This window comes from Parabacteroides sp. AF17-3, from assembly GCF_003635445.1.
GTDB classification, from domain to species: Bacteria; Bacteroidota; Bacteroidia; order Bacteroidales; family Tannerellaceae; genus Parabacteroides; species Parabacteroides goldsteinii.
Map to the genome: position 1 here is coordinate 165,909 of NZ_QTMM01000006.1, position 23,122 is coordinate 189,030.

Consider the following 23,122-nt stretch of genomic DNA (forward strand, 5'->3'; position numbering starts at 1 on the left):
TCGTACAAAAGTACGGATTATCGGCATAACAGACAAAATTTATTTTGTACATTCGTCCCTCAAATAATTGTTGCATAACATGAAAATAATAAATAAACAACTACTCGACGAGACCAGCGAGCGTGCCAAACAGTCACCTCGCTTACGTATGAATTACAACTTCCACGAACAACTGGACGATCCTGTAAACCGCCTGCTGAATGCCATGGAGCCGGATACTTATATCCGCCCTCACCGTCATCTGAATCCGGATAAAGACGAAATTTTCCTGCTGCTCCGTGGGAAAGCCATGCTATTTATTTTTGATAATGACGGAAATATCACAGAGAAACTTCTGCTCGACCCGCTTGCCGGATCGTATGGCGCAGAAATCAAACCCGGCATCTGGCATAGCCTGCTCGTATTGGAATCGGGAACAGTTATTTATGAAGTAAAACCGGGGCCTTTCGCGCCTTTACATCCGGAGAATATGGCTCCGTGGAGTCCGGAACCGGATGATGAAAAAGGAATCGACGAATATTTAACTTATCTTACTTCCAACTTATAAGCGATGAAAACGATTTATTTAACCCTGTTCCTTTCACTCATTACAGTGATGCATGCCTCCAATCCAGATGACAGTACCTACCCGACTGCCGAACGGCTTTTCCATATCGCCCGAAGCCTTAACAAAAATCTGGTATGTTACGATGTGAATCTGGAGAACGGCAAACTGAATACGAAAGTCCCCCTAAACATCTACTGGGTAAACCGGGAAGAACGAGTGGGAGAAACCAACGAGCTAAGCTATTTTCAGCGTAAGATGGCTTACGGCTATAAACTGGTTTCGGAAGGCAACGACACCAGCGAAGTGACCCTGACCGCCTACTCCGGCAAGAAGCTGACAATCTGCAAAAGAGAATCCAGATATGTCTGCATGACAACGATCGACAACCAACCGGCCATACTCGAATCACTCTACGTAAAAGGCAAGCCCAATAATCCGTTAGGCGTTGAATACGTGGAATTGCAGGGAACGGCAATCGAGACAGGGGCAAAGGTGACGGAGAGAGTCAGTAAATAACGATATTCAAAACAACATGACGAACGCGACGAAGAAATGAAACATCCGGACACAGAAAACCTTCGCTGTATGTTTGGCATCAGCCGATAAAAAGGTATATTTGCGTTCGGATGGTTCCGTTTTAATAAAAGCCAAGTATTATGAGCAAATTGTATCCTATCGGTATTCAGAATTTTGAGAGTCTTCGTAATGACGGTTACTTCTATGTAGATAAGACGGCATTGTTATACCGACTGGTGAAAACCGGGCGGTACTTTTTCCTCAGTCGCCCGCGCCGCTTCGGTAAGAGCCTGATGATATCCACCCTTCAAGCTTACTTTGAAGGGAAGAAAGAACTGTTTGAAGGCCTGGCCATCGAACAGCTTGAAAAAGATTGGGTGAAACGGCCCGTGCTACATCTCGATCTGAATATAGAGAAGTATAACACACCGGAGAGTCTAGATAAAATTCTCAACGACACATTGGTACAGTGGGAGGAACTTTATGGAACCCGCCCTTCGGAAACCTCTTTCTCCCTACGGTTTGCCGGAATTATCCGCCGTGCCTGCGAAAAAAGTGGTGAACGTGTTGCCATCCTTGTCGACGAGTACGACAAGCCGATGCTTCAGGCTATCGGCGACGTAGAACTGCAAAAGGCTTTTCGTACTACGCTGAAGCCTTTCTACGGCGTACTCAAATCCATGGACGGCTACATCAAATTCGCATTGCTGACAGGAGTTACCAAATTTGGTAAAGTAAGCGTATTCAGCGACTTGAACAACCTGAATGATATCTCGATGGACGACCTTTATGTCGAGCTCTGTGGCATCACCGAAAAGGAAATACATACCAACTTTGAGGATGAGCTTCACGAACTGGCCGATGCGCAGAAGATGTCTTACGAGGATGTCTGCCGCGAGTTGAAAGCATGCTATGACGGCTACCACTTCGTGGAAAACTCAATCGGTATCTACAACCCTTTCAGTCTGTTAAATACCTTCCTGAAGATGAAGTTCGGCAGCTACTGGTTCGAGACGGGAACCCCCTCCTACCTGGTAGAACTACTCAAACGCCATAATTACGATCTATACCGTATGGCACACGAGGAAACAAATGCAGACATACTGAACAGCATCGACTCGGAGTCGACCAACCCTATCCCCGTGATCTATCAGAGCGGATACCTTACCATCAAGGGGTACGACCCTCGTTTTGGAATGTATCGCCTGGGCTTTCCCAACCGGGAAGTGGAAGAGGGATTTCTCAAGTATTTGATGCCCTTCTATGCAAATGCTGATAAAGTAGACTCGCCCTTCCAGATACAAAAGTTTGTAAACGAAGTGGAAACAGGCCAAGTCGACGCCTTCTTCCGCCGTCTTTCCTCTCTGATGGCCGATACGCCTTATGAGCTGGTGCGCGATCTGGAGCTTCATTATCAGAACATACTCTTTATCGTCTTTAAGCTGGTGGGCTTCTACGTCAAAGCGGAATATCATACCAGTGAAGGCCGCGTAGACCTGGTGTTGCAAACGGATAAATACACCTATGTGATGGAGTTTAAGTTCGACAGCACGGCCGAAGAAGCTCTTCGACAGATCAATGAGAAACATTACGCACGCCCCTTTGAAGCCGATACGACACGCACACTCTACAAAATAGGCGTCAACTTCAGCTCTAAGACTCGTAATATCGAGAAATGGCTGGTAGAAACAGTCGATCCGGCAGTTAACGGCAATCGAGACAGGGGCAAAGGTGACGGAGAGAGTAAAGAAATAAGATAAAAAGAATATTCACATAATTTAAGGGGGAGTATGACTACGATAGATCAGTTCTTGTAGAACTAGGTTAATAATGGTGACAAAGATAATGATAATAACCGAATTTACATGGGGTAAAATGTAATTTAATAAAAAACCTAAAACAATACTATAATCAGTCCTATATTACTTTTTACTTAATTTTCAAAGCCTTGAATTGCCATAGTTCTACAAGAACTAATATCAATTCAAGCCTATGCAAAACGTATTAAAAGGCTGGCTCATCGACAATACGGTGACCACAGATGATCTGAATGACAAGATCTTACAACTTGAATCGGCAGGTAAAGCAGACTTCGACGACATCATCGACGAGATGTTAAAGGAAGACACCGGACTGCGTATCGAAACACTTCGACACTCTGTTTCACTCTACAACCGCGTTGTTGCCCGCCTTATCCTAAGCGGATACAGCGTGAACACCGGACTCTTCCGTGCCGTAGCAAAATTCCTCGGTGTCGTGGAAGGTGGCGTATGGAATAAGGAGAAAAACTCTATTTATGTCTCTGTCACACAAGACAAAGGACTGCGCGAAGAAATTGCTCAAACGTCAGTCAGCATCCTGGGTACGAAATCAAATGTGATGTACATTCTTGAAACAGAGGACCGCAAGACCGGACTCAAAGACGGTACGGCTACATCCGGACGTAACCTGATCGTGCGCGGTGCCATGCTAAAGGTAGTTGGTAGCGATGCAGCAGTAGGCGTATCGCTGACCAACAGCGAAGGAGTCGTTACAAAGCTCGATGACGACATGATTGCTTCCAACAAACCGTCGGAACTGATGCTTCTGGTCCCTCCCGGACTTGCCGATGGCGAATATACACTAACAGTAACTACACAATATTCTACAGGCACCACTTTAAAAGCTCCCCGCAGTACCACCATCACTCTCTGGGTAGGCGGTAAATCGGGCGGCGGTGGCGATCGTCCTGAGATAGAATAACAAGGACAGCCAAAGGATCGACACCCTATTCCGATCGGGATGGAGTGTCGATCGCGACCAGGATAAGGTGCCAATCGCGACCGGGATGACCTGGCGATCGGATAATAATAACAACACTAATATTAATATGCATATGAAAAAAAATTTACTAAAACGTATGGTAACCCGGCTGACAGGCTTGTCGGTCGCTTTTTTTATGATGGTAGCTGTGCAAGGAATGGCACAGAAAAACAATTCGTCGGGAGGTTCGTCTGCTACTTTTAAGCAAATAAAGTTACCTGAGCTTGCAACAGATTATCATCCTGCGACAAGTAGCACAAAAGTGAATCCATTCACTAAAACGACTTCCGGAAATATTATACAGGTAGCTCATGGCGGGAATACGACTAATTATCAATCATGGAATGATGCAGTAGAGGCTTTGCAGGAAAATGATGTTATCACATTGTTGCAAGATGTGGAACTTGTGTATGGAGATGAGCTTGGAAAGCCGGTGTTTAAAATACCGAAAGTATCTTGTACAATTCAAGGAACAGCAACAACAACGGTTTTTAAATCGACAAGTACGATAGAAATGGAAGCTCCTGTAACTTTCAAGAATCTGACATTAGATCTGAAAGAACTTGTAGCCTGTGGTAATGCATTGGTCTTCGATGAAAATGTAACTTGTACAAATCAGTATATGACAGTATGCGGCGGAAGTGGCTTTTATGAAGAGGGAGTAGAAATAAAAAGTACTTCCATTACAATAAAGAGCGGAACATTTCAAACAGTTTATGGTGGCGGATTTTACGCAGATGTGACTGGCGATACTAATATAAAAGTACTAGGCGGTAATGTTTCCTGGCTTTATGGAGGAGGTAAGAATGCTTCGGTTGCGGGTACGGCGAATGTAGAGATTGAGAATGGCAGTATTGATTATGTATATGGTGGAGGTAAAGAAAGTTATGCCGAATGTGGAAATACCAATGTCACAATAAAAGGCGGCACCTTCGGGAAAGTAGATGGCTATAGATATAATCTGATGGGAGGTGGAGAAGAGGCCCCTGTCACGGGTAAAGCCAAAGTAACGATAAACGGTGGCACATTCAATTGTTTTGTAACTGCCGGAGGAGGTCAAAATAATGCAACCACCGCCACCTGCGGCAGTACGGAATTGAATATAACCGGCGGTACGTTTACGAAATGGACATACGGCGGCGGTTGGGCGTCGCCGGTTTTAGGGACGGCAACGGTACGGGTAAGCGGTTCTGCAAGTTTGACTACTACCTTATGCGGGGGAGGTGTTATGGCAACGGCATCCTGTCAAAATACGGATGTACAGGTATCAAGTGGAAGTTTGGGTTATTTGTATGGTGGTGGCGAGAACGGTCCGGTTATTGGTGAGAGTAAATTGACCATTGATGGCTCGGCTTCTGCCTCCTGGACTTTCGGAGGTTGCTATGATGCTGATTGCGGAAGTACCGAGGTAACGCTTAATACCACAGGTACGATTGCCGGAGGTTTATACGGAGGTTGCAGAACCGGTAGTAGTAACACCTCTCGGGTGAATATAAAGCAAGGAACTGTAACCGATCTCATTTATGGAGGTGGCGAACAGGAAGCATCTGTTGTAACCGGCGACACTTATGTCACTATGGACGGTGGATCCTGTATCGGAGTATATGGCGGAGGCTGGCAAGGGCAGGTGAACGGGACTACCCATGTGCTGGTAAATGGAGGTACGATAAGCAATGCTATTTATGGCGGTGGCTATGGTAGTGATCAGGATCAGGATAACGATAAGGGACGTGTCGGTAATACAGAAGTGAAGGTTACGGGTGTAACAACAAAATCAACTGTTTTTGGTGATGGTCTTTACGGAAGTGTGACAAGCAATACCTCCGTAATAATAGAAGGAGGCAAATTTGATGGTATTTACGGAAGCGGACTGAATGGTCAGATTGGAGGAAAGGCTGATATATTGGTTAAAGGAGGAGAAATATCTGTTCTCCGTATTGCATCAAATAATATACCTGAAGTGGGAGGAAGTATTACTATAGAGGGAAACCCTACTATTACTAGTACAATAAATTCATGCCAAAACATTACCGGCGACCGGGCAGACGATTTCAAACTGATCCTAAAAGGAGGTGGAACAAAGGAAAATCCTCTTGTTTTGCCAACAATAGATCGGTTTACCAATATAACGCTGGATAACTCTTTTATAACAATTGAGTCGGTAAATCCGTCTTCCACTGAATATCCGGCTATCCGCCTGCTTAGTGGTAAAGCAACGACGATAAAAGGAAAAGGGCTAACAGGTGAGACGCTTCTTGTCAGGAGTGTGGGGGGAGTTCCTTCAACAAGTGTTCCACTAATTATAGGTGATTTCCCTTCAAACCTTCAGTTTTCATATTTCTACTCAGCTGATACAAAATATCCTCTTTTCAAAGCAGGAGATACCTATCAATTGTCGGAATATAAAGATGCGGTAACAGTAGTTCTTAAGACTGTGAATATCACTCAGCCTACACACGGAGCGCTTGCTGTTAAATGGATAGGTGTAGCGGGTAATCATGATACGGAACTGGATAGTGGCGATAGAGTCCCTGCCAATACGGAACTGACATTGTCCGTGATTCCTAAAGACGGTTATCAGGGAGGTTCCGTTTTTGCTAATGGGGTGGAGCTTACCGGTTCTACTCATTCGGTAACAGACGATGTAACCTTTTCGGCACAAGGATTTACTGCCATACCTTATACAGTTTCTGTTACCCCAACGGCAAACGGTACAATTACAGCGACTCCAAATACCAACGTAACAGTAGGAACAGAGGTTGCTTTAACCATCTTGCCAAACGACGGTTACCGCCTGAAAAGTGGTTCATTGAAAGTCTATAAGACAGGAGACGGAGGTACAACTATCGCTCTGTCCGGAACCTCATTCAATATGCCGACTTATGGCGTAACGGTTACAGCAGAGTTTGAGCAGATCCCTTATCAGATAACAATTTCTTCGATGGAGAATGGAAACATTACAGCTTCTCCGAGTGTGGATATAACCGAAGGAGTCGAGGTGGCTCTGACCGTCTCTCCTGCCGATGGTTATCGTCTGAAAAGCGGTTCATTGCAAGTATATAAAACAGGGGATGCAAATACAACTGTAGCCTTGTCCGGTAATTCTTTTCGTATGCCGGCCTACGACGTGACCGTCATGGCTGAGTTTGAAGGAATACCGGCTCCACCTCCCCCTGTTTATTATACAGTTACTCTTCCGTCCGTAGAGGGAGCCACGACCGATCCGGCTCCGGGTGACTATGAGGTTGAATCGTGGGAGAACTTCCGTTTTTACCTGACATTGGATGAAGATTATAACCAATCCGAACCAATTGTCACGACCGACCGGGGAGAAACGATTACACCGCGGAGCAGTGACGGAGCCTATATCGTGAAGTATATCCGTAGCGATGTCGAAATCTTCATCGACGGTGTGGTGAAAAATCCTGATCCGGTTGCCAACGAGACAGTCGATACCGGCGGTATCAAGATTTATACCGCCAACGGCTATCTACACATACAGGCTCCTCAGCCGGAACAGGTCCACATCTTCACCCCCGACGGACGCCTGCTGAAAGCTTTCCGGACTTCCGGCAATAAAGAACAGATAGCATTGCCGAAGGGTATTTACCTGATACGGGTAACGAATCAGTGTGTGAAAGTTGTTTTATAATAAAAGACAAACCTATAAAAAAAGCCCCAGAGCAAAAGTTCCGGGGCTTTTCTATTAATAAATAGATCGTTCTTATACCAATTTATGAATAACCAGTCCTGACCGCAATTTAGGTTCAAACCAGGTTGTCTTAGGAGGCATGATATTTCCGGTATCGGCTATATCCATCAACTGCTTCATGGTGACAGGATACAGGGCCAGAGCCACTTTCATTTCTCCACTGTCTACACGGCGCTTCAATTCGCCCAATCCACGGATACCTCCGACGAAGTCTATACGTTTATCCGAACGCAGGTCTTTAATACCCAAAACTTCGTCCAAGATCAGGTTGGAAGAGATCGTCACATCTAGTACACCGATAGGGTCATTATCGTTGTACGTACCAGGTTTAGCTGTCAATGAATACCACTTACCATTCAGGTAGAGGGAAAAGTTATGCAGTCCCGTTGGTTTATATATATCCGTACCTTTTTCTTCTACAGTAAAGTTCGTTGCCACTTTGGAGAGGAACTCTTCCTCCGTCAGTCCGTTCAGGTCTTTTACAACACGGTTATAGTCGATAATCGTCAACTGATTAGCCGGGAAGCAGACAGCCATAAAAAAGTTATATTCTTCATCCCCGCGATGGTTCGGGTTTTGTTTAGCCTTCTCCGCTCCTACCAAAGCTGCCGCTGCCGAACGGTGGTGACCGTCTGCTATATATAATGAAGGCATTTCTTCGAATAGTTCGGTGATGCGGGCAATATCTTTCTCTTCATCGATGATCCAGAAAGTATGACCGAAACCGTCCAATTCTGCCACGAAGTCATATTCCGGTGCATTAGCCGTATATTTCTTTACGATAGCATCCAGTTCGGAATTGTCAGGATAAGCAAAAAATACCGGTTCGATATTGGCATTGTTCACACGAACATGCTTCATACGATCCTCTTCCTTATCACGGCGTGTCAACTCGTGCTTCTTGATGTTGCCTTTCAGATAATCATCCACATAAGCGCATACGACCAGGCCGTATTGTGTATGTCCATTCATAGTTTGTGCATACACATAATATTGTTCTTTCTGATCCTGAACCAACCAACCTTTATCCTGGAACATCTGAAAGTTCTCGGCAGCCTTTTCGTAAACGGCCGGATCATGTTCGTCTGTTCCCACCGGGAAATCTATTTCCGGCTTGATGATATGGTATAAAGACTTTTCGTTGCCTTTCGCTTCTTCACGTGCTTCTTCAGAGTTCAACACATCATAAGGACGTGAAGCGACTTCTTTTATTAAATCTTTAGGGGGACGTATACCTTTGAATGGTTTTATTTTTGCCATGGTAGTAAATCTATTTGGTTATTATACATTCATATAGTAGTGAATGACACACCCCCTACCCCCTCTCAAGAGGGGAATTAGTTACTCTTTGTTTATACAATCTGGTGGTAACCATTCCCCTCTCGAGAGGGGGCAGGGGGTGTGTTATACTCCTATCTTATAAGAAACTTATTTATTAACTCTAAACTTCTCGTTACCGTTCTGCAGGAAATCAACAATCTGTTTGGCAGCTGCGATACCTGCATTGATATTCGCTTCAGCAGTCTGGGCACCCATCTTTTTCGGTGTACCGAAATAGCGGTCCGGATATTTGGCAGCCAGATCTGCATCGATAGCCGGCTTGATATCCGTGATATATTTAAAGTCAGGACGTTCTTCCAGCATCTTTGCCAGACCGGCTTCGTCGATCACCTCCTTACGGGCCGTGTTTACTACGATAGCACCTTTAGGCATAGAGTTCATCAATTCAAAATTGATAGAACCTTTTGTTTCGGCTGTAGCCGGAATATGAAGAGATACGATCTGGCAAGCCTTGAACAGGTCGGCAGTGGAAGCAACCGCTTTTACACCATCCTTTTCAATCACTTCTGCCGGACAGAATGCATCATAAGCATATACATCCATACCGAAACCTTTTGCAATACGGGCTACATTACGTCCCACATTACCATAAGCCAGGATACCCAGCTTCTTGCCCATCAATTCTGTTCCGGAAGTTCCGTTATAGAAGTTTCTGACAGCATATACCAACATACCGAAAACAAGTTCGGCAACCGCATTGGAATTCTGTCCCGGCGTATTCATTACACACACATTGTGGGCAGTGGCAGCAGCCAGATCCACATTGTCATAACCGGCACCGGCACGAACCACAATCTTTAATTCCTTGGCAGCATCCAACACCGGAGCATCAATGATATCACTACGGATAATCACCGCATTGGCATCTTTCACAGCATCCAGCAATTGAGCTTTGTCCGTATATTTTTCCAGAAGAGCCAGTTCGTAACCTGCACCTTCAACAACTTCACGGATACCTTTCACTGCTATCGCAGCGAAAGGTTTATCGGTAGCAACTAATACTTTTGTCATAATCAATGCTGTTTTTCAAATTCTTTCATTGTAGCAACCAACGCTTCCACACTGCTCTTCGGCATTGCATTATAAAGAGAAGCACGGAATCCGCCTACTGAACGGTGACCTTTGATACCTACCATACCGGCAGCAGAAGCAAATTTATTGAATTCGTCTTCCAACTCCTTATATTCATCGTTCATTACAAAGCAAACGTTCATGATAGAACGGTCTTCTACGGCGGCAGTACCTTTGAACAATTTGTTACGGTCGATTTCATCATACAGGATAGCTGCTTTTTCAAGATTCATCTTTTCAATAACAGCAACACCACCTAACTCCTTATACCATTTCAATGTCTGCAAAGCGGCAAAGATCGGGAACACAGGAGGCGTGTTGAACATAGAGTCCTTCTTGATATGTGTATTGTAATTCAACATTGTAGGAATAGCACGGTCTACATGTCCCAAAGCATCTGTACGGACAATAGCCAATGTTACACCAGCAGGAGCCAGATTTTTCTGTGCACCGGCATAAATTACATCATATTTAGAGATATCGATCGGACGGGAGAAAATATCAGAAGACATATCGGATACCAGACGTACATTCAGATCAGGATCATAACGCATCTCCGTACCATAGATCGTATTATTAGATGTAAAATGGAAATAGTCTGAATCTTCTGCGACTGTATAACCTTTCGGAATATAAGTATAATTAGCCTCTTTTGAAGATGCTACAACATCAACTTCTCCGAATAATTTAGCTTCTTTGATCGCATTAGAGGCCCATGTCCCCGTATCCAGATAAGAAGCTTTTTTGTTCAACAAGTTGAAAGGAACCATACAAAACTGCATGCTGGCACCACCACCCAGAAATACAACCTCGTAACCAGCCGGCACATCCAGTAACTCTTTGATCAAAGCTCTGGCCTCGTCGTTTACTGCAACAAATTCTTTACCTCTATGAGATACTTCAAGAATTGATAACCCTGTACCTGCGAAATTTTCAACAGCTGCTGCTGCATTCTTAATCGTGTATTCGCTCAGAATAGAAGGTCCTGCAGAAAAATTGTGCTTCTTCATATCAATTTCTTTTTAATGTTATATATTATTTAAGTAACGTGTTTTTCGAAAACAGGCGACTAATGTACGAATTTAATTGAAATTTGAAAACTGAATAGTGAAAATTATTAGCAAAAAGCCACTTTTTCCACCCATCCGACAACTTTATTCCAGTTAATCATCAATTTTCAATTATTAATTGTCAATAATCAAAACCGGTCTCCCCATAATTTCTTCATATGTTCGACCAGTTTTTGCTCAGCCGGATTATTTTGCCCTTTCCAAAAGTGCTGATCCTGTACTTCCTTAGGCAAATAGACCTGTTCAACAAAGTTGTTCTTATAATCATGTGCGTACTTATATTCTTTCCCATAGTCCAACTCCTTCATCAAAGTCGTCGGAGCATTCCGCAAATGAAGCGGAACCGGGAGGTTTCCCGTACGTTCAACCAATGCCAATGCATCATTTATGGCCATATAAGCCGAATTACTTTTAGGGCTGCAAGCCAGATAAACCGTAGTTTCCGCCAATATAATCCGTCCTTCCGGCCAACCGATCTTCTTCAGGGCATCAAAACAGGCATTCGCCAGCAATAACGCATTCGGATTAGCCAATCCTACATCTTCCGAAGCAGAGATAACCAACCGGCGGGCAATAAATTCAGGGTCCTCCCCTCCTGCCACCATACGGGCCAGCCAGTAAATAGCTCCATCCGGATCGCTCCCCCTGATCGATTTGATAAAAGCTGAAATAATATCATAATGCATCTCTCCGCCTTTATCATAAGCTGCCGGATTTTCCTGTAACCGGTCAACGACTTTTTGATCCGTTATCTCGATCTTATCCGTTTCTTCTGCCGAAATAACCAGCTCCAATATGTTGAGCAGCTTCCGGGCATCTCCGCCGGAATAACGCAGCATGGCATCTGTCTCTTTCAGGACAATATCTTTATCCTTCAGTACGATGTCCTCTTTGATCGCCTTATTTAATAATGTAAGCAAATCATTTTTATCCAATGATTTCAGTACATATACCTGGCACCTGGACAAGAGCGGACGGATCACTTCGAAAGAAGGGTTTTCCGTTGTAGCTCCAATCAACGTCACCACACCCGTTTCCACTGCATTCAGCAAGGAATCTTGCTGGGATTTGCTGAAACGATGTATTTCATCAATAAACAAAATAGGAGATACCGTATTGAAAAAGCGATTACTTTTTGCCTTTTCAATCACATCACGCACATCCTTCACTCCCGAACTGATAGCGCTCAATGTATAAAAAGGTGCCTCCAGTTTATTGGAAATGATCTGTGCCAGTGTAGTCTTACCCACACCCGGCGGTCCCCACAGAATAAAAGAAGGGACACGACCTGCATCTATCATTTTCCTTAACACGGCTCCTTGCCCTACAAGGTGCTTCTGTCCGATATAATCATCCAGTGTTTTCGGACGTAATCTTTCTGCTAAAGGTTGATTCATCATGCAGACAAAAGTCGGATATTTTATTTACTTTTCAAAGTATAACCAGCTGAAAAATTCACTTACAAATAAATGTTTGAGAACAGAATTTCACAACAAAAGGAAAGCCACAGGGAGTCAAAACCAGAGCGACGCCCCATACAGGCTAACATTTTGTCAATAAAACATTAGAGAACCCAGAAAATTCCCCATAATATCCCCACGTTCCCTAATGCCATTATCCTATATCATTTAATACTTGACAAACTCGAAAGATCACGTACTACTGTCATATCCATAATATTACTGTATATCTCCGTCGTACGTACACTTTTATGCCCTAAAAGTTTCTGCACTGTTGTTATATTCGCGCCATTATATAATAATAATGTAGCATTCGTATGACGGGCAGTATGAAAAGAGACTTTTTTGTCTATATTCGCCATCTTACAAATTCGACGGAGCTGCTTGTTCACATTCGAATTTGAAGAAGCCGGCATATCGAACAAGGTCCACGGATTATTCTTATAACGTTCATAAATCGGAAGAGATTTTCCGTCAAACAATAAGAATAAGGGCAAACGAACATTAACATCCGTTTTGATGGATGAATAGATCAACCAAACCTTATCATCAATAATGAGGAAGTTCTCTCTCGTGATACTGACTATATCCGAAAAACGAAGTCCGGTATAGCAACTGAACAAGAACATATCCAATGTTCGTTGCAGCGTACGGCGGCCTCTCAGGTTAAGGCTTTCCAGCTGTTCCAATTCTTCCGGTGTAAGATGAGTTCGCTTGCTTTCCATATACTTGATCTTGTACTTACGGAAAGGATAGCGGTGCAAATCAAACAGATCTTTATTGATTGCCAGATTGATGTAACGCTTCAAATGCTTCATATGTTTGGCAATCGTATTCCGGTGATATTTATTCACCAACATATAATGCTCAAGATCGCAAAGGAAATTAAAACTCAGATCATTAAAACTCACATCTGTTTTAAATGAGGAAAGAACCTGCAATGTCGAAAAATGATTCTTCAACGTTGACGGTTTCAGATTACTTTGAGTAATCTCATTTTTCATAAACAGAGAAAAAGAAGTCTGACCTGCTTCAGGTTTCTCTTTCAGATCATTCAACGAAAATTCCTTACCGGTATGTACAATTTCCAGTTCCAGCTGTTCTAATTCTGCAATAAAATTAGCCAGATACTGATTTAAAGAGTCCATATTAGGATGGTTCTTCACTGCTTTTCTCTTTGCATCCCACTGAAAAGGCTTGACATAGACCTTTGTCGAAAAATACTTTTTCTGCTTATTCAAGTACGCTTCTACCTGAACCAAAGCTTTACCTTCTGAGTTTAACTGCTTTTTGCGGTTAAATACCAAGTTATAAATTACTTTTTCCATGATATATATTTATTTTCTGAATGAAACACGAAGGAACAATAATTAGTTCTTTCTTATGTCTAAGACAAATTAAAAATTTGTTATTACTTATTTACCGGAGTTCCAAAGAGACAAAATCCCCACCTAGACTTGCCTTAAAAAACAATTGATCCGAATAACTCATTTCTACTATGAGTCTGCAAAGATAAAAGAGACTTACTAATCATAAAAAACAAAAAACAAGAAGAAGCTTTCCGAAATGGATACAAAAAAGCCTTTTTTACTTAATCTGTTCAGAAAGTGAAACACAAAGAATCTATTTTTTTGATGATTGAAAGAAAAAATAAAAAGTGTAGCGTTTACCAATATCCCCATTAAAGAAAACAGTTTTAGCCAAGTTGACAGCCGTGAGTGAAGTATTGAAGAAAAAGAGGTAGAACCACTCCTCTATACAGAGGATAATCAAAGAGTAAGAGTCAAAAGATGAAGAATGACACCTAAATTCATAAAACATAAATTTGTATGAATAAGCAGGAAATGAGAAACTGGTAGGCATCCGTTCGCCATACCTTGCCTATCCGTTGGAAGATAAGCGTATGTTTTTTTCCAAGAATACGTACGGCTTTTTCCCAGACTTAGCTGCGCTATCATGCCAGTACTACTATGTCATCTTGCTAGCGTAGTAGTGTCAATACCATTACCCCGGACAGATTGAGAGATGAATGTAAAAAGAAAGGCTGTACCGTAAAACATAATTACGACACAGCCTCTTATAATTTGTTACCAGTAATTTTATTTACTTATGATTCATTTTTACCGTTCAATCTTCAAAAAACCGATTCTGTATATTCTATCATATTCATAATATCCAAAGAGAATCCTTTATCGGATTAATATTGCGGATTCTGAATCAAAATAGAAGGAGCTAAGTCTATCTCTGCTTGCGGAATCGGTAATATTGTACGATAATCATTATATTTGATTTCTCCGACATATGGATTGACGACAGACTTTTTATTTCTCCAATAATCGAATGACATACTATTTTCTGCCATTAATTCAATACGACGTTCGAACAATATATCATCCAATGTTACACTTTTTACTTCTACATAATCTGAAATACGATTTTTACGCAATGTATTTACATACGAAACTGCATCCCCGTTGGTTTTCAATGCCGCCTCTGCTGCAATCAGGTAAACCTCGGATAAACGTATGATCTTGGGATTGTTTACATAAATATTATTGTCACGTCCCGGATATTTGGCTGGATATACTCCAGGGTTTGCACCCTCTTCTTGATTATCGATCAAACCAGAACGAATATCTTTAGGATTCGCAATCAAATATTTATACAAATCGCTGGATTCTTCAAAGGCACATTCTCCATAACCATCAGAAGAACAATAATAACCAACAGCATTACGCTGTGCATTATAGTTGGTAGTGATAGTCATTTCAAACAATGATTCGGTAGTGTAAGTCAATCCCCATGATTTCAAATAATTATCAATTGTATAAAGAGAGTATTCTTTACAAGCGATAACCTCGTTTGCATCTTTCAATGCCGCTTCGTTGTTTCCATAATAAAGATTTGCACGAGCACGAAGAGCCAGCGCAGCCCAATAGTTGATATGCCCGTTGTTTGCTTCTTTTGTCAACAAAGGAATAGCCGTATCAAAATCTTTCAAAATCTGGTCGTATGTTTCTTTCAATGTTGTACGTGGAGCAACATATCCAGGTTCATACACTTCAAGAGACAACACAAGCCCCGTATTACCTGCATTAATATCATCGGATATTGTCGGAATCTGGCAAAACATACGAGCCAGATCAAAATGAAGTAATGCGCGCCAAGCATACAACTGACCTTTATAATCATTGAATGTAGCCTCATCTTCTTCTGCCACGACTAAAGCATCGGCTGCAGCTAAAGCCTTATTTACATTAGCGATTGCTTTGTAAAAATAATAATAAGCCCAATCAGGAATATCATCTTTTTGAGTAATCGTGTAACGAGATAACGGACCGGCTTGATTGTTATTACTTAATGCTTTAAAATCCGAACCTCTCAAATCGGCATAGATCGCAAAATCGGCACTGTATGTCATACGGTCTTCTGACATCAAATAATAAATTCCATTTACAGCATTGCCAAAATCATCTAATGAAGTAATTGCCTCTTCAACAGGTAGAGATGTTGATGGGTTTTTCTCCAAGAAGTCGCTGCAAGATGTAAATATACTACTGATGAAAGCACCTATTAATAATATCTTTTTCATATACATTTCTTTCTTTTTAATTATAATTCAAAGTTCAAGCCAAACATAAATGATCTTGTCGGCGGTGTATCGACTTGCCGATAACCATTCACATCTACATCCGGGTCAATATAATCGCTTGCACAATAAATCAAGAATGGATTGTTGGCTTTAAAGAATACACGTAGGTTATTGATGTATTTCTTGGAAACAGGAACCTTATAACCGAATGTGATATCACGCATACGAATATTGTTTGTTGATTTAATTGTACGCGAAGAGAAGCGGTCTGACCGATATGGGTTGTTATATATCGGTCTCGGGTTGTCTACTACATCACCAGGAGCTTTCCAATAGTTTCCTGCAACCTCTTTTGACACACTGAAGTTTCCGATACGCATACCATCACTCTGTGACAAGAAATAAGCCGGATAATCAAACAAGCTCGCACCGGTTTGGAATGAAATCATAAAAGATAAATCAAAATTCTTATAGACAAACGTATTTGTCATACCACCAATCCAGTCCGGAATAGCTTTCCCAACAATCGTATTTCCGGCTTTTGTATAATAGTTCGTCACATTGCCATCTTTTACAACCTGACCGTCTACTACCGCATCACGGCTGTTTAATGAAGGATCAATGTAGAATTCTCCTAAACCAGTTTCCGGATTAACACCTAACCACTGTGGCAGATAGAATGTGTGCATAGATTCTCCTTCGCGGAGCAGATACATGTTACCATCACCATACATGATGTCATTACCTTCTGGCAGCGACTTTATTTTATTATTTTGTTTAGTTACGTTGAAATCGGTAGTCCAAGTAAAATCTTTTGTCTGGATATTGGTAGAACCAATTGTAAGTTCTACACCGTTATTTTTGATTTTACCAAGATTTTGCCAGTTAGTACTGAAACCGGTAATATATGAAGTCGGTACTCTAAAGAGCAAATCGGTTGTTGTCTTGTCATAATATTCAAGAGACACATTGACACGATTATATAAGTTCCAGTCAATGCCGATATTGAAGTTTTTGGATTTTTCCCAACCTAGATTAGAGTTACCTGCACTACCCCAATAAATAGCACTGGCATCACCATAACCGCCACCAAAAGAGTAAGTAGCCAAATTGGCATAATAGTCGCTGGGTAAGTTACCATTTGTACCAAAAGAGGCACGTAGTTTCAAATCACTGAATAGAGGATTGTCAGACAAAAAGTCTTCTCCACTAATTCGCCATGCACCAGAAACAGACCAAAAGTTAGCCCAACGGTTATTCTTTCCTAAGCGAGAAGAACCGTCACGACGGAAACTTCCAGACAGATAATATTTATTGTCGAAATCATAATTTACATTGGCTAGTACAGACATGATAGACGAACCGTATGTCGAACTTGATACGTTATAAGGTTGTCCGTTTGCCAATTCCGGAAGTTTGTCTGTCGAATATGATTTGGCTGAAGCCACGGTCAGCAACAGACTACGGTCTTCAATTTCGTAACCAACCAATGCACGGATGTTGTGTTTGTCGAAGTTGCCATTGTAATTTAAAGTGGTAGAGGATGTCATTGTCTTATTCGTATAGTCTGTTCGGTATCCTAAACCATTCAAAGAAGCCCCATTTACACTACTCGGCGCCCAAAATTCACGTTCCTTATTATCAATATAGTCATAACCAAAGATAGTCTTGGCAGAGATTCCATAAGGAAGAGAAACTTCCGCTTCAAAATTTGTCATACTTCGTAACATTTCAGAAGTAACCGTTTCTGCGTTAGGACCAGTTGATTCGCCTAACATCAGGTTGGGATTTGAAATATTTGATTTCAAACCAGCATTCGGATTATATGAACCGTCTTCCAATTTGTTTACAGCTGTTGGATCCATAGAATACAAGATAGAAAGAGGAGAGCTTGTTCCCATTCCTTGCTCCTGGTCATTTTGGTCGCGAAAACCATTGGTATTTGTGAATGATAACATTTGACGGGCGTTAACGCGTAGCCAATCGAAAGCCTGGTGGTCAATATTGATACGTCCGCTATAACGTTCAAAATCACTGCCGGCAACGATACCTTTCGTCTTATTGTATCCGAAACCGGTGTAGAATTTTGTTTTCTCATTACCACCACTAATAGCAACTTGGTGGTCTGTGATCATGCCGTTTCTATATACTTCTTTTTTCCAATCTGTATCAATATCGGAATCATAATTCCAAAAGAAATCAGGCGTATTTTCGTCAGAAAAGGCATTAGCGTCTGCTTCGTTCATGCCGCCTCTGAATATTGCATAGTTCTTGATGCCTTCCCAATAGTATTCTTTTAATTCGGCTGCATTCATCAGGTTGTATTGATTTTTTACTGCCATATTGGTCCAGCCGGTTTCCATATTGTAGGTAATTTTTGTTTTACCTTGTTTACCCTGTTTAGTTGTAATGATTATTACTCCGTTGGCAGCACGGGATCCATACAAAGAAGCAGCAGCGGCATCTTTCAGTACCGTTAAGTTTTCAATATCATCCGGATTGATGGATGATAATACGGATTGAGATTTCAACCCGGAAGTCACATCATTGTTTACAATGGCAACCCCATCAATGACATACAGAGGCTGGCTGGAAGCACTGATCGAACTGATACCACGGATTTGGATTCTTTGGTCAGCACCAGGATCACCGGTTGATCCTCCGACACGAATACCTGCCACTTTCCCTTGTAAAGATTTTACAAAAGACTCTTTTTGTGCTGACAAATCCTCAGATTTGACAACAGAAGCAGATCCGGTAAAAGAAGCCTTTTTCGTAGTACCATACGCAACCACCATCACTTCATCAAGCTGTTGGTTATCACTTTCCAATACAATTTTTAATATTGGCTTAATTACAACCTCTTGGCTTTTCATACCGACATACGAAATCACCAGAGTCTTTGCAGAACTTGGTACATCCAAAGAGAACGCACCATCAAAATCAGTCACTGTACCGACCATCGTACCCTTTACGACAATCGATGCACCAATAATTGGCTCATTATCATCCGCCGAGATAACAGTACCTGTTACCTTCGTCGTCTGAGCAGTCGCCATCCCAATACCTAAAATTAGGCAAAACAAAAGATAAGTCAACTTTTTCATAGACACACTTTTTTATTTAACTTATAAATAACTAATTTGCACTATATTTGTGAATACTTTGCCAAAAACCTATTATAAAACATACCTGAGAGACCGCAAATGTAATAATAAATTTATTATAACAACTAAATTCTAATAACTTTTTACAAAAAAAGGACTGTTAATTAACAAAATAGCAAGTAAATCGGGTATTCCGGAAGTGAAACAGCTGCTGTTATTTTAAGATTTCCGACAAACAGACGATTTAAAATTATCTATTTTTAACCCCTTGCCTTTTACACTTCAGGCTAAGATTTATTTGACCTAAAAACCGCTGGGGACCACCCCGGTAGAAAAGCCTCGCGATTTTTTCGTTTCATTTGCCCCCAAATAAAGATGATGGATTGAAACGCAAAGCAAGTCAAAAAATATCGGCTACTAATTTTCTGTGAAAAAATATAGTCAGTCAAATCCCTCTTTTTTTGAAAATGAGTAGTAAATAAAGTCATTTCTATTTCTGTTCTAGCTAGATAGAAAATACATTGAAAAGATACCCACATGTATATCCTGTTACTTCTTTTAAATCTTTCGCCCTTGATTTTAGATTCGTTTACGCATTTTATACCAAGTTCTGCAAAGACTAAATAAAATCTTAACAAGTCTTATTTTGTCACTTAACTATCTAATTATATTGCACTTGTATATATATGGTAAATTCTATTAGTTTAATAAATAATGTGTGTTTATGATGAAAAAGTTCACTTTTATTCTGCTGTGCCTCGTAATAGGTATAAGCACTGTGGTTGCTCAGAACACGAAAGTAGCAGGTTCTGTTATTTCCGCTGATGATGGGCTGCCGGTTATTGGGGCGTCGATTGTTGTGAAAGGTACAATGGTCGGTACAGTGACAGACTATGATGGTAACTTCACGTTGGAAGTTCCTTCTAACGGTAAAGTACTGATAGTTTCTTACGTCGGTATGCTTACACAAGAAGTACCCGTTTCCCCGAATGTAAGAGTAGTTTTAAAATCAGATACTCAGAATCTGGATGAAGTTGTTGTTACAGCGATGGGTATCTCTAAAGAAAAGAAAGCATTGGGTTATGCTGTCCAGGATGTAAAGGGAGAAAAATTGACTCAGGCCGCCAATTCAAACTTAGCCGGCGCATTGCAGGGTAAAGTTTCAGGTTTGGATATCAAACCGTCTTCCGGTATGCCTGGTGCGTCTTCTCAAATCACGATCCGTGGTGCACGTTCTTTCTCCGGTGACAATACTCCGCTGTATGTAATTGATGGTATGCCTGTAACAAGTACACCTGACGTTGATACGGATTTGCAGAACAATGGTAGTGTGAGCGGTGCCGACTTCGCAAATCGTGCGGTGGATATCGACCCAAACGATATTGAAAGCATCAATATCCTGAAAGGTCAGGCAGCTTCTGCTTTGTATGGTATCCGTGCTTCTAATGGTGTAATCGTTATTACGACTAAAAGTGGTAAAGGTCTGGCTAAAGGCAAACCTCAGATTAGCTTTTCTTCTAACCTGAGTTTCGATGTAATCGGACGCCTCCCTGAATTCCAGAAAACGTATGCGCAGGGAGCTTCAGGAAAATACAGTCCTACTAACAGTTTGTCATGGGGACCTAAAATTACAGACCTTCCTAATGATCCGACTTATGGCGGAAATACAAGTAATGCATATACTAAAGAATATGGAAATCATGAAGGTATGTATTATCAACCTCAACGTGCCGCAGCAGGTTTAGACCCTTGGACTACACCGCAGGCATACGACAACGCCAAAGATTTCTTCGATACCGGCGTAACCTGGAGTAATTCTATAAATGTCGCTCAGGCTTTGGATAAGAGCTCTTATTCCGTTTCTTTGGGTAATACTCACCAGGATGGTATCATTCCTAGTACAGGAATGGACAGATATAATGTAAAAGTAAGTGCAGAAACAAAACTGCATGACAATTGGACTACCGGATTCATCGGTAATTACATTACTACGGCAATCGATAAGGCAGTTACTTCGGGTAACGGTTTGCTGAGAACTGTTTATTCCGCACCTCCAAGCTACGACCTGGCAGGAATCCCTAGCCATATCGCAGGCGACCCTTATACACAAAACTCATTCCGTGGTGCATTCGACCAGGCATATTGGGCGATGGATAATAACAAATTTACTGAAAATACAAACCGTTTCTTTGGTAATGCGTATGCAAACTACAAAACGAAGTTTGGTACGACAGACCATACATTGAATGTAAGATATATGTTCGGTGTCGATTCATATACAACAGACTATGTCGATAGCTACGGTTACGGAAGTAACACCGGAGGCGGTAAAGGCCAAATCGAAAATTACGGTTGGACCAATGCGACCTACAACTCGTTGCTGACAATTAATTATGACTGGAATATCAACGAAGACTGGGGATTGAATGTAGTTGCCGGTAACGAAGTAATCCAGAGCAACAGAGGTAAATATTATGAATACGGAACAGGTTACAACTTCCCGGGATGGAATCATATCGACAATGCAACGACTCAGTCCACTTCATCCGAACACTGGAAGAAAAGAACTGTCGGATTCTTCGGAAACGTATCCGCTTCTTATAAAAACATGCTTTATTTAACCGTGACAGGGCGTCAGGACTATGTTTCAAGCATGCCGCGCGGAAACCGTGCATTCTTCTACCCTTCTGTTTCTGCAGGTTTTATCCTGACAGAACTGGATGCGTTGAAAAACGATGTCGTTAACCACGCAAAGATTAGAGCTTCTTATGCAGAAGTGGGACAGGCCGGTGATTTCCGTGAAAACTTTTATTCTGTACCGACATACGGAGGTGGTTTCTATTCTTTAACTCCAATCCTGTATCCGATTAACGGCAGTAATGGTTATACGCCTTATTACAAAATTTACGATCCGAATCTAAAACCTCAGAATACACGTTCTTATGAACTGGGGACAGACCTGAGTTTCTTCGACAACCTGGTAACATTAAATTATACATTCTCCCGTCAGAATGTAAAAGACCAGATATTCGATGTGCCTTTGGCTTCATCGACCGGAGCCGGCAAGCTAGTGACAAATGGTGGTAAACTTCATACGAACGTACATGAAATCACTTTGTCTTTTAATCCGATCAGAACGAGAGACATAAACTGGGACTTCGGTTTCAACTGGACCAAAATGGACAACTACGTTGACGAACTTGCTCCGGGAGTGGAAAATATCAGCCTGGGTGGTTATGTAACTCCGCAGGTACGTGCTGCTGCCGGCGAAAAATATCCGGTAATATACGGTGTCGGTTATAAGAGAGATGCTAACGGCAATCGTCTGGTTGATGAAAACGGTCTTCCTATTGCCGGTGAAGCACAGGTTATCGGTAAAGTATCGCCTGACTTTATTATGGGCTTCAACACGACATTACGTCTGTGGGATTGTACAATCAGTGCAGTACTTGACTGGAAGCAAGGCGGACAAATGTATAGCAGAACATCCGGTCTGGCAGACTACTACGGTGTAAGCAAGAGAACTGAAAATCGTGAAGGAACTATCATTTTTGATGGTTATAAAGAAGACGGTACAAAAAATGATATTGGCATTACAGGTGCAAATGCGCAGCAAGAATATTATAGTATCCTGAATAATATTGATGAATCTTCAATTTATGATAATTCATTCATTAAACTTCGCGAAGTAGCAGTAAGTTATCCGGTATTCAAAAGCAATTGGATGCAGGTTACTCTGAATGTTTTTGCAAGAAATGTCCTTATCTGGGCACAGGTTCCTGATTTGGACCCGGAGGCCAGTCAGGGTAACAACAACATGTCTGGTGCATTTGAAGACTATTCAATGCCTCAAACAGCCAGTTACGGTTTTGGAGTCAATGTTAAATTTTAATTCGTACGCAAA

General features: G+C 41.7%; 13 protein-coding genes. 6 read left to right on the forward strand and 7 right to left on the reverse strand.

What is annotated here, in order from left to right:
- Nucleotides 1-79: 79 nt before the first annotated feature.
- From DWW91_RS09775 to DWW91_RS09795, 5 genes are all read left to right on the forward strand, one after another.
- Entirely contained in the window at nt 80-547 is a 468-nt protein-coding gene (locus DWW91_RS09775) for a WbuC family cupin fold metalloprotein (protein ID WP_007652655.1), read from the forward strand.
- Between the two features lie 3 nt (nt 548-550).
- Entirely contained in the window at nt 551-1,063 is a 513-nt protein-coding gene (locus DWW91_RS09780) for a DUF4833 domain-containing protein (RefSeq protein ID WP_122327585.1), read from the forward strand.
- Nucleotides 1,064-1,203: 140 nt separating this feature from the next.
- A complete protein-coding gene (locus tag DWW91_RS09785; RefSeq protein ID WP_122327586.1) occupies nt 1,204-2,823 on the forward strand; it encodes an ATP-binding protein in 1,620 nt (539 codons plus the stop codon).
- 232 nt (nt 2,824-3,055) lie between these two features.
- The gene (locus tag DWW91_RS09790; protein ID WP_122327587.1) at nt 3,056-3,805 is read left to right on the forward strand and encodes a DNA-binding domain-containing protein; all 750 of its coding nucleotides are present in this window, start codon (nt 3,056-3,058) and stop codon (nt 3,803-3,805) included.
- A gap of 133 nt (nt 3,806-3,938) precedes the next feature.
- On the forward strand, nt 3,939-7,517 hold the full coding sequence (locus DWW91_RS09795; protein ID WP_233584455.1) for a DUF6383 domain-containing protein: 3,579 nt from the start codon (nt 3,939-3,941) through the stop codon (nt 7,515-7,517).
- Nucleotides 7,518-7,589: 72 nt separating this feature from the next.
- On the opposite strand, the gene DWW91_RS09800 is transcribed toward DWW91_RS09795, so the two are convergent.
- The 7 genes from DWW91_RS09800 to DWW91_RS09830 all read right to left on the reverse strand — a co-directional run bounded on the left by DWW91_RS09800 (nt 7,590) and on the right by DWW91_RS09830 (nt 19,218).
- Nucleotides 7,590-8,837 carry a DUF1015 domain-containing protein gene (locus DWW91_RS09800; protein ID WP_122327589.1) on the reverse strand — a complete coding sequence of 416 codons (1,248 nt, stop codon included), beginning with the start codon at nt 8,835-8,837 and terminating at the stop codon, nt 7,590-7,592.
- 168 nt (nt 8,838-9,005) lie between these two features.
- A complete protein-coding gene (locus tag DWW91_RS09805) occupies nt 9,006-9,929 on the reverse strand; it encodes an NAD(P)-dependent oxidoreductase (protein ID WP_007652647.1) in 924 nt (307 codons plus the stop codon).
- Nucleotides 9,930-9,931: 2 nt separating this feature from the next.
- The gene (gene serC, locus DWW91_RS09810) at nt 9,932-10,999 is read right to left on the reverse strand and encodes a 3-phosphoserine/phosphohydroxythreonine transaminase (protein ID WP_122327590.1); all 1,068 of its coding nucleotides are present in this window, start codon (nt 10,997-10,999) and stop codon (nt 9,932-9,934) included.
- 188 nt (nt 11,000-11,187) lie between these two features.
- A complete protein-coding gene (locus DWW91_RS09815) occupies nt 11,188-12,459 on the reverse strand; it encodes a replication-associated recombination protein A (RefSeq protein ID WP_122327591.1) in 1,272 nt (423 codons plus the stop codon).
- Between the two features lie 224 nt (nt 12,460-12,683).
- Entirely contained in the window at nt 12,684-13,847 is a 1,164-nt protein-coding gene (locus DWW91_RS09820) for a site-specific integrase (protein WP_007652640.1), read from the reverse strand.
- An 869-nt stretch (nt 13,848-14,716) separates the two neighbouring features.
- Nucleotides 14,717-16,111, reverse strand: a complete 1,395-nt coding sequence (locus DWW91_RS09825; RefSeq protein ID WP_010799993.1) for a RagB/SusD family nutrient uptake outer membrane protein — start codon at nt 16,109-16,111, stop codon at nt 14,717-14,719.
- Nucleotides 16,112-16,131: 20 nt separating this feature from the next.
- A complete protein-coding gene (locus DWW91_RS09830; protein WP_229102444.1) occupies nt 16,132-19,218 on the reverse strand; it encodes a TonB-dependent receptor in 3,087 nt (1,028 codons plus the stop codon).
- A gap of 724 nt (nt 19,219-19,942) precedes the next feature.
- Between DWW91_RS09830 and DWW91_RS09840 the strand changes: the two genes are divergently transcribed.
- Nucleotides 19,943-23,110, forward strand: a complete 3,168-nt coding sequence (locus DWW91_RS09840; RefSeq protein ID WP_122327593.1) for a SusC/RagA family TonB-linked outer membrane protein — start codon at nt 19,943-19,945, stop codon at nt 23,108-23,110.
- The last annotated feature ends 12 nt before the right edge of the window (nt 23,111-23,122 follow it).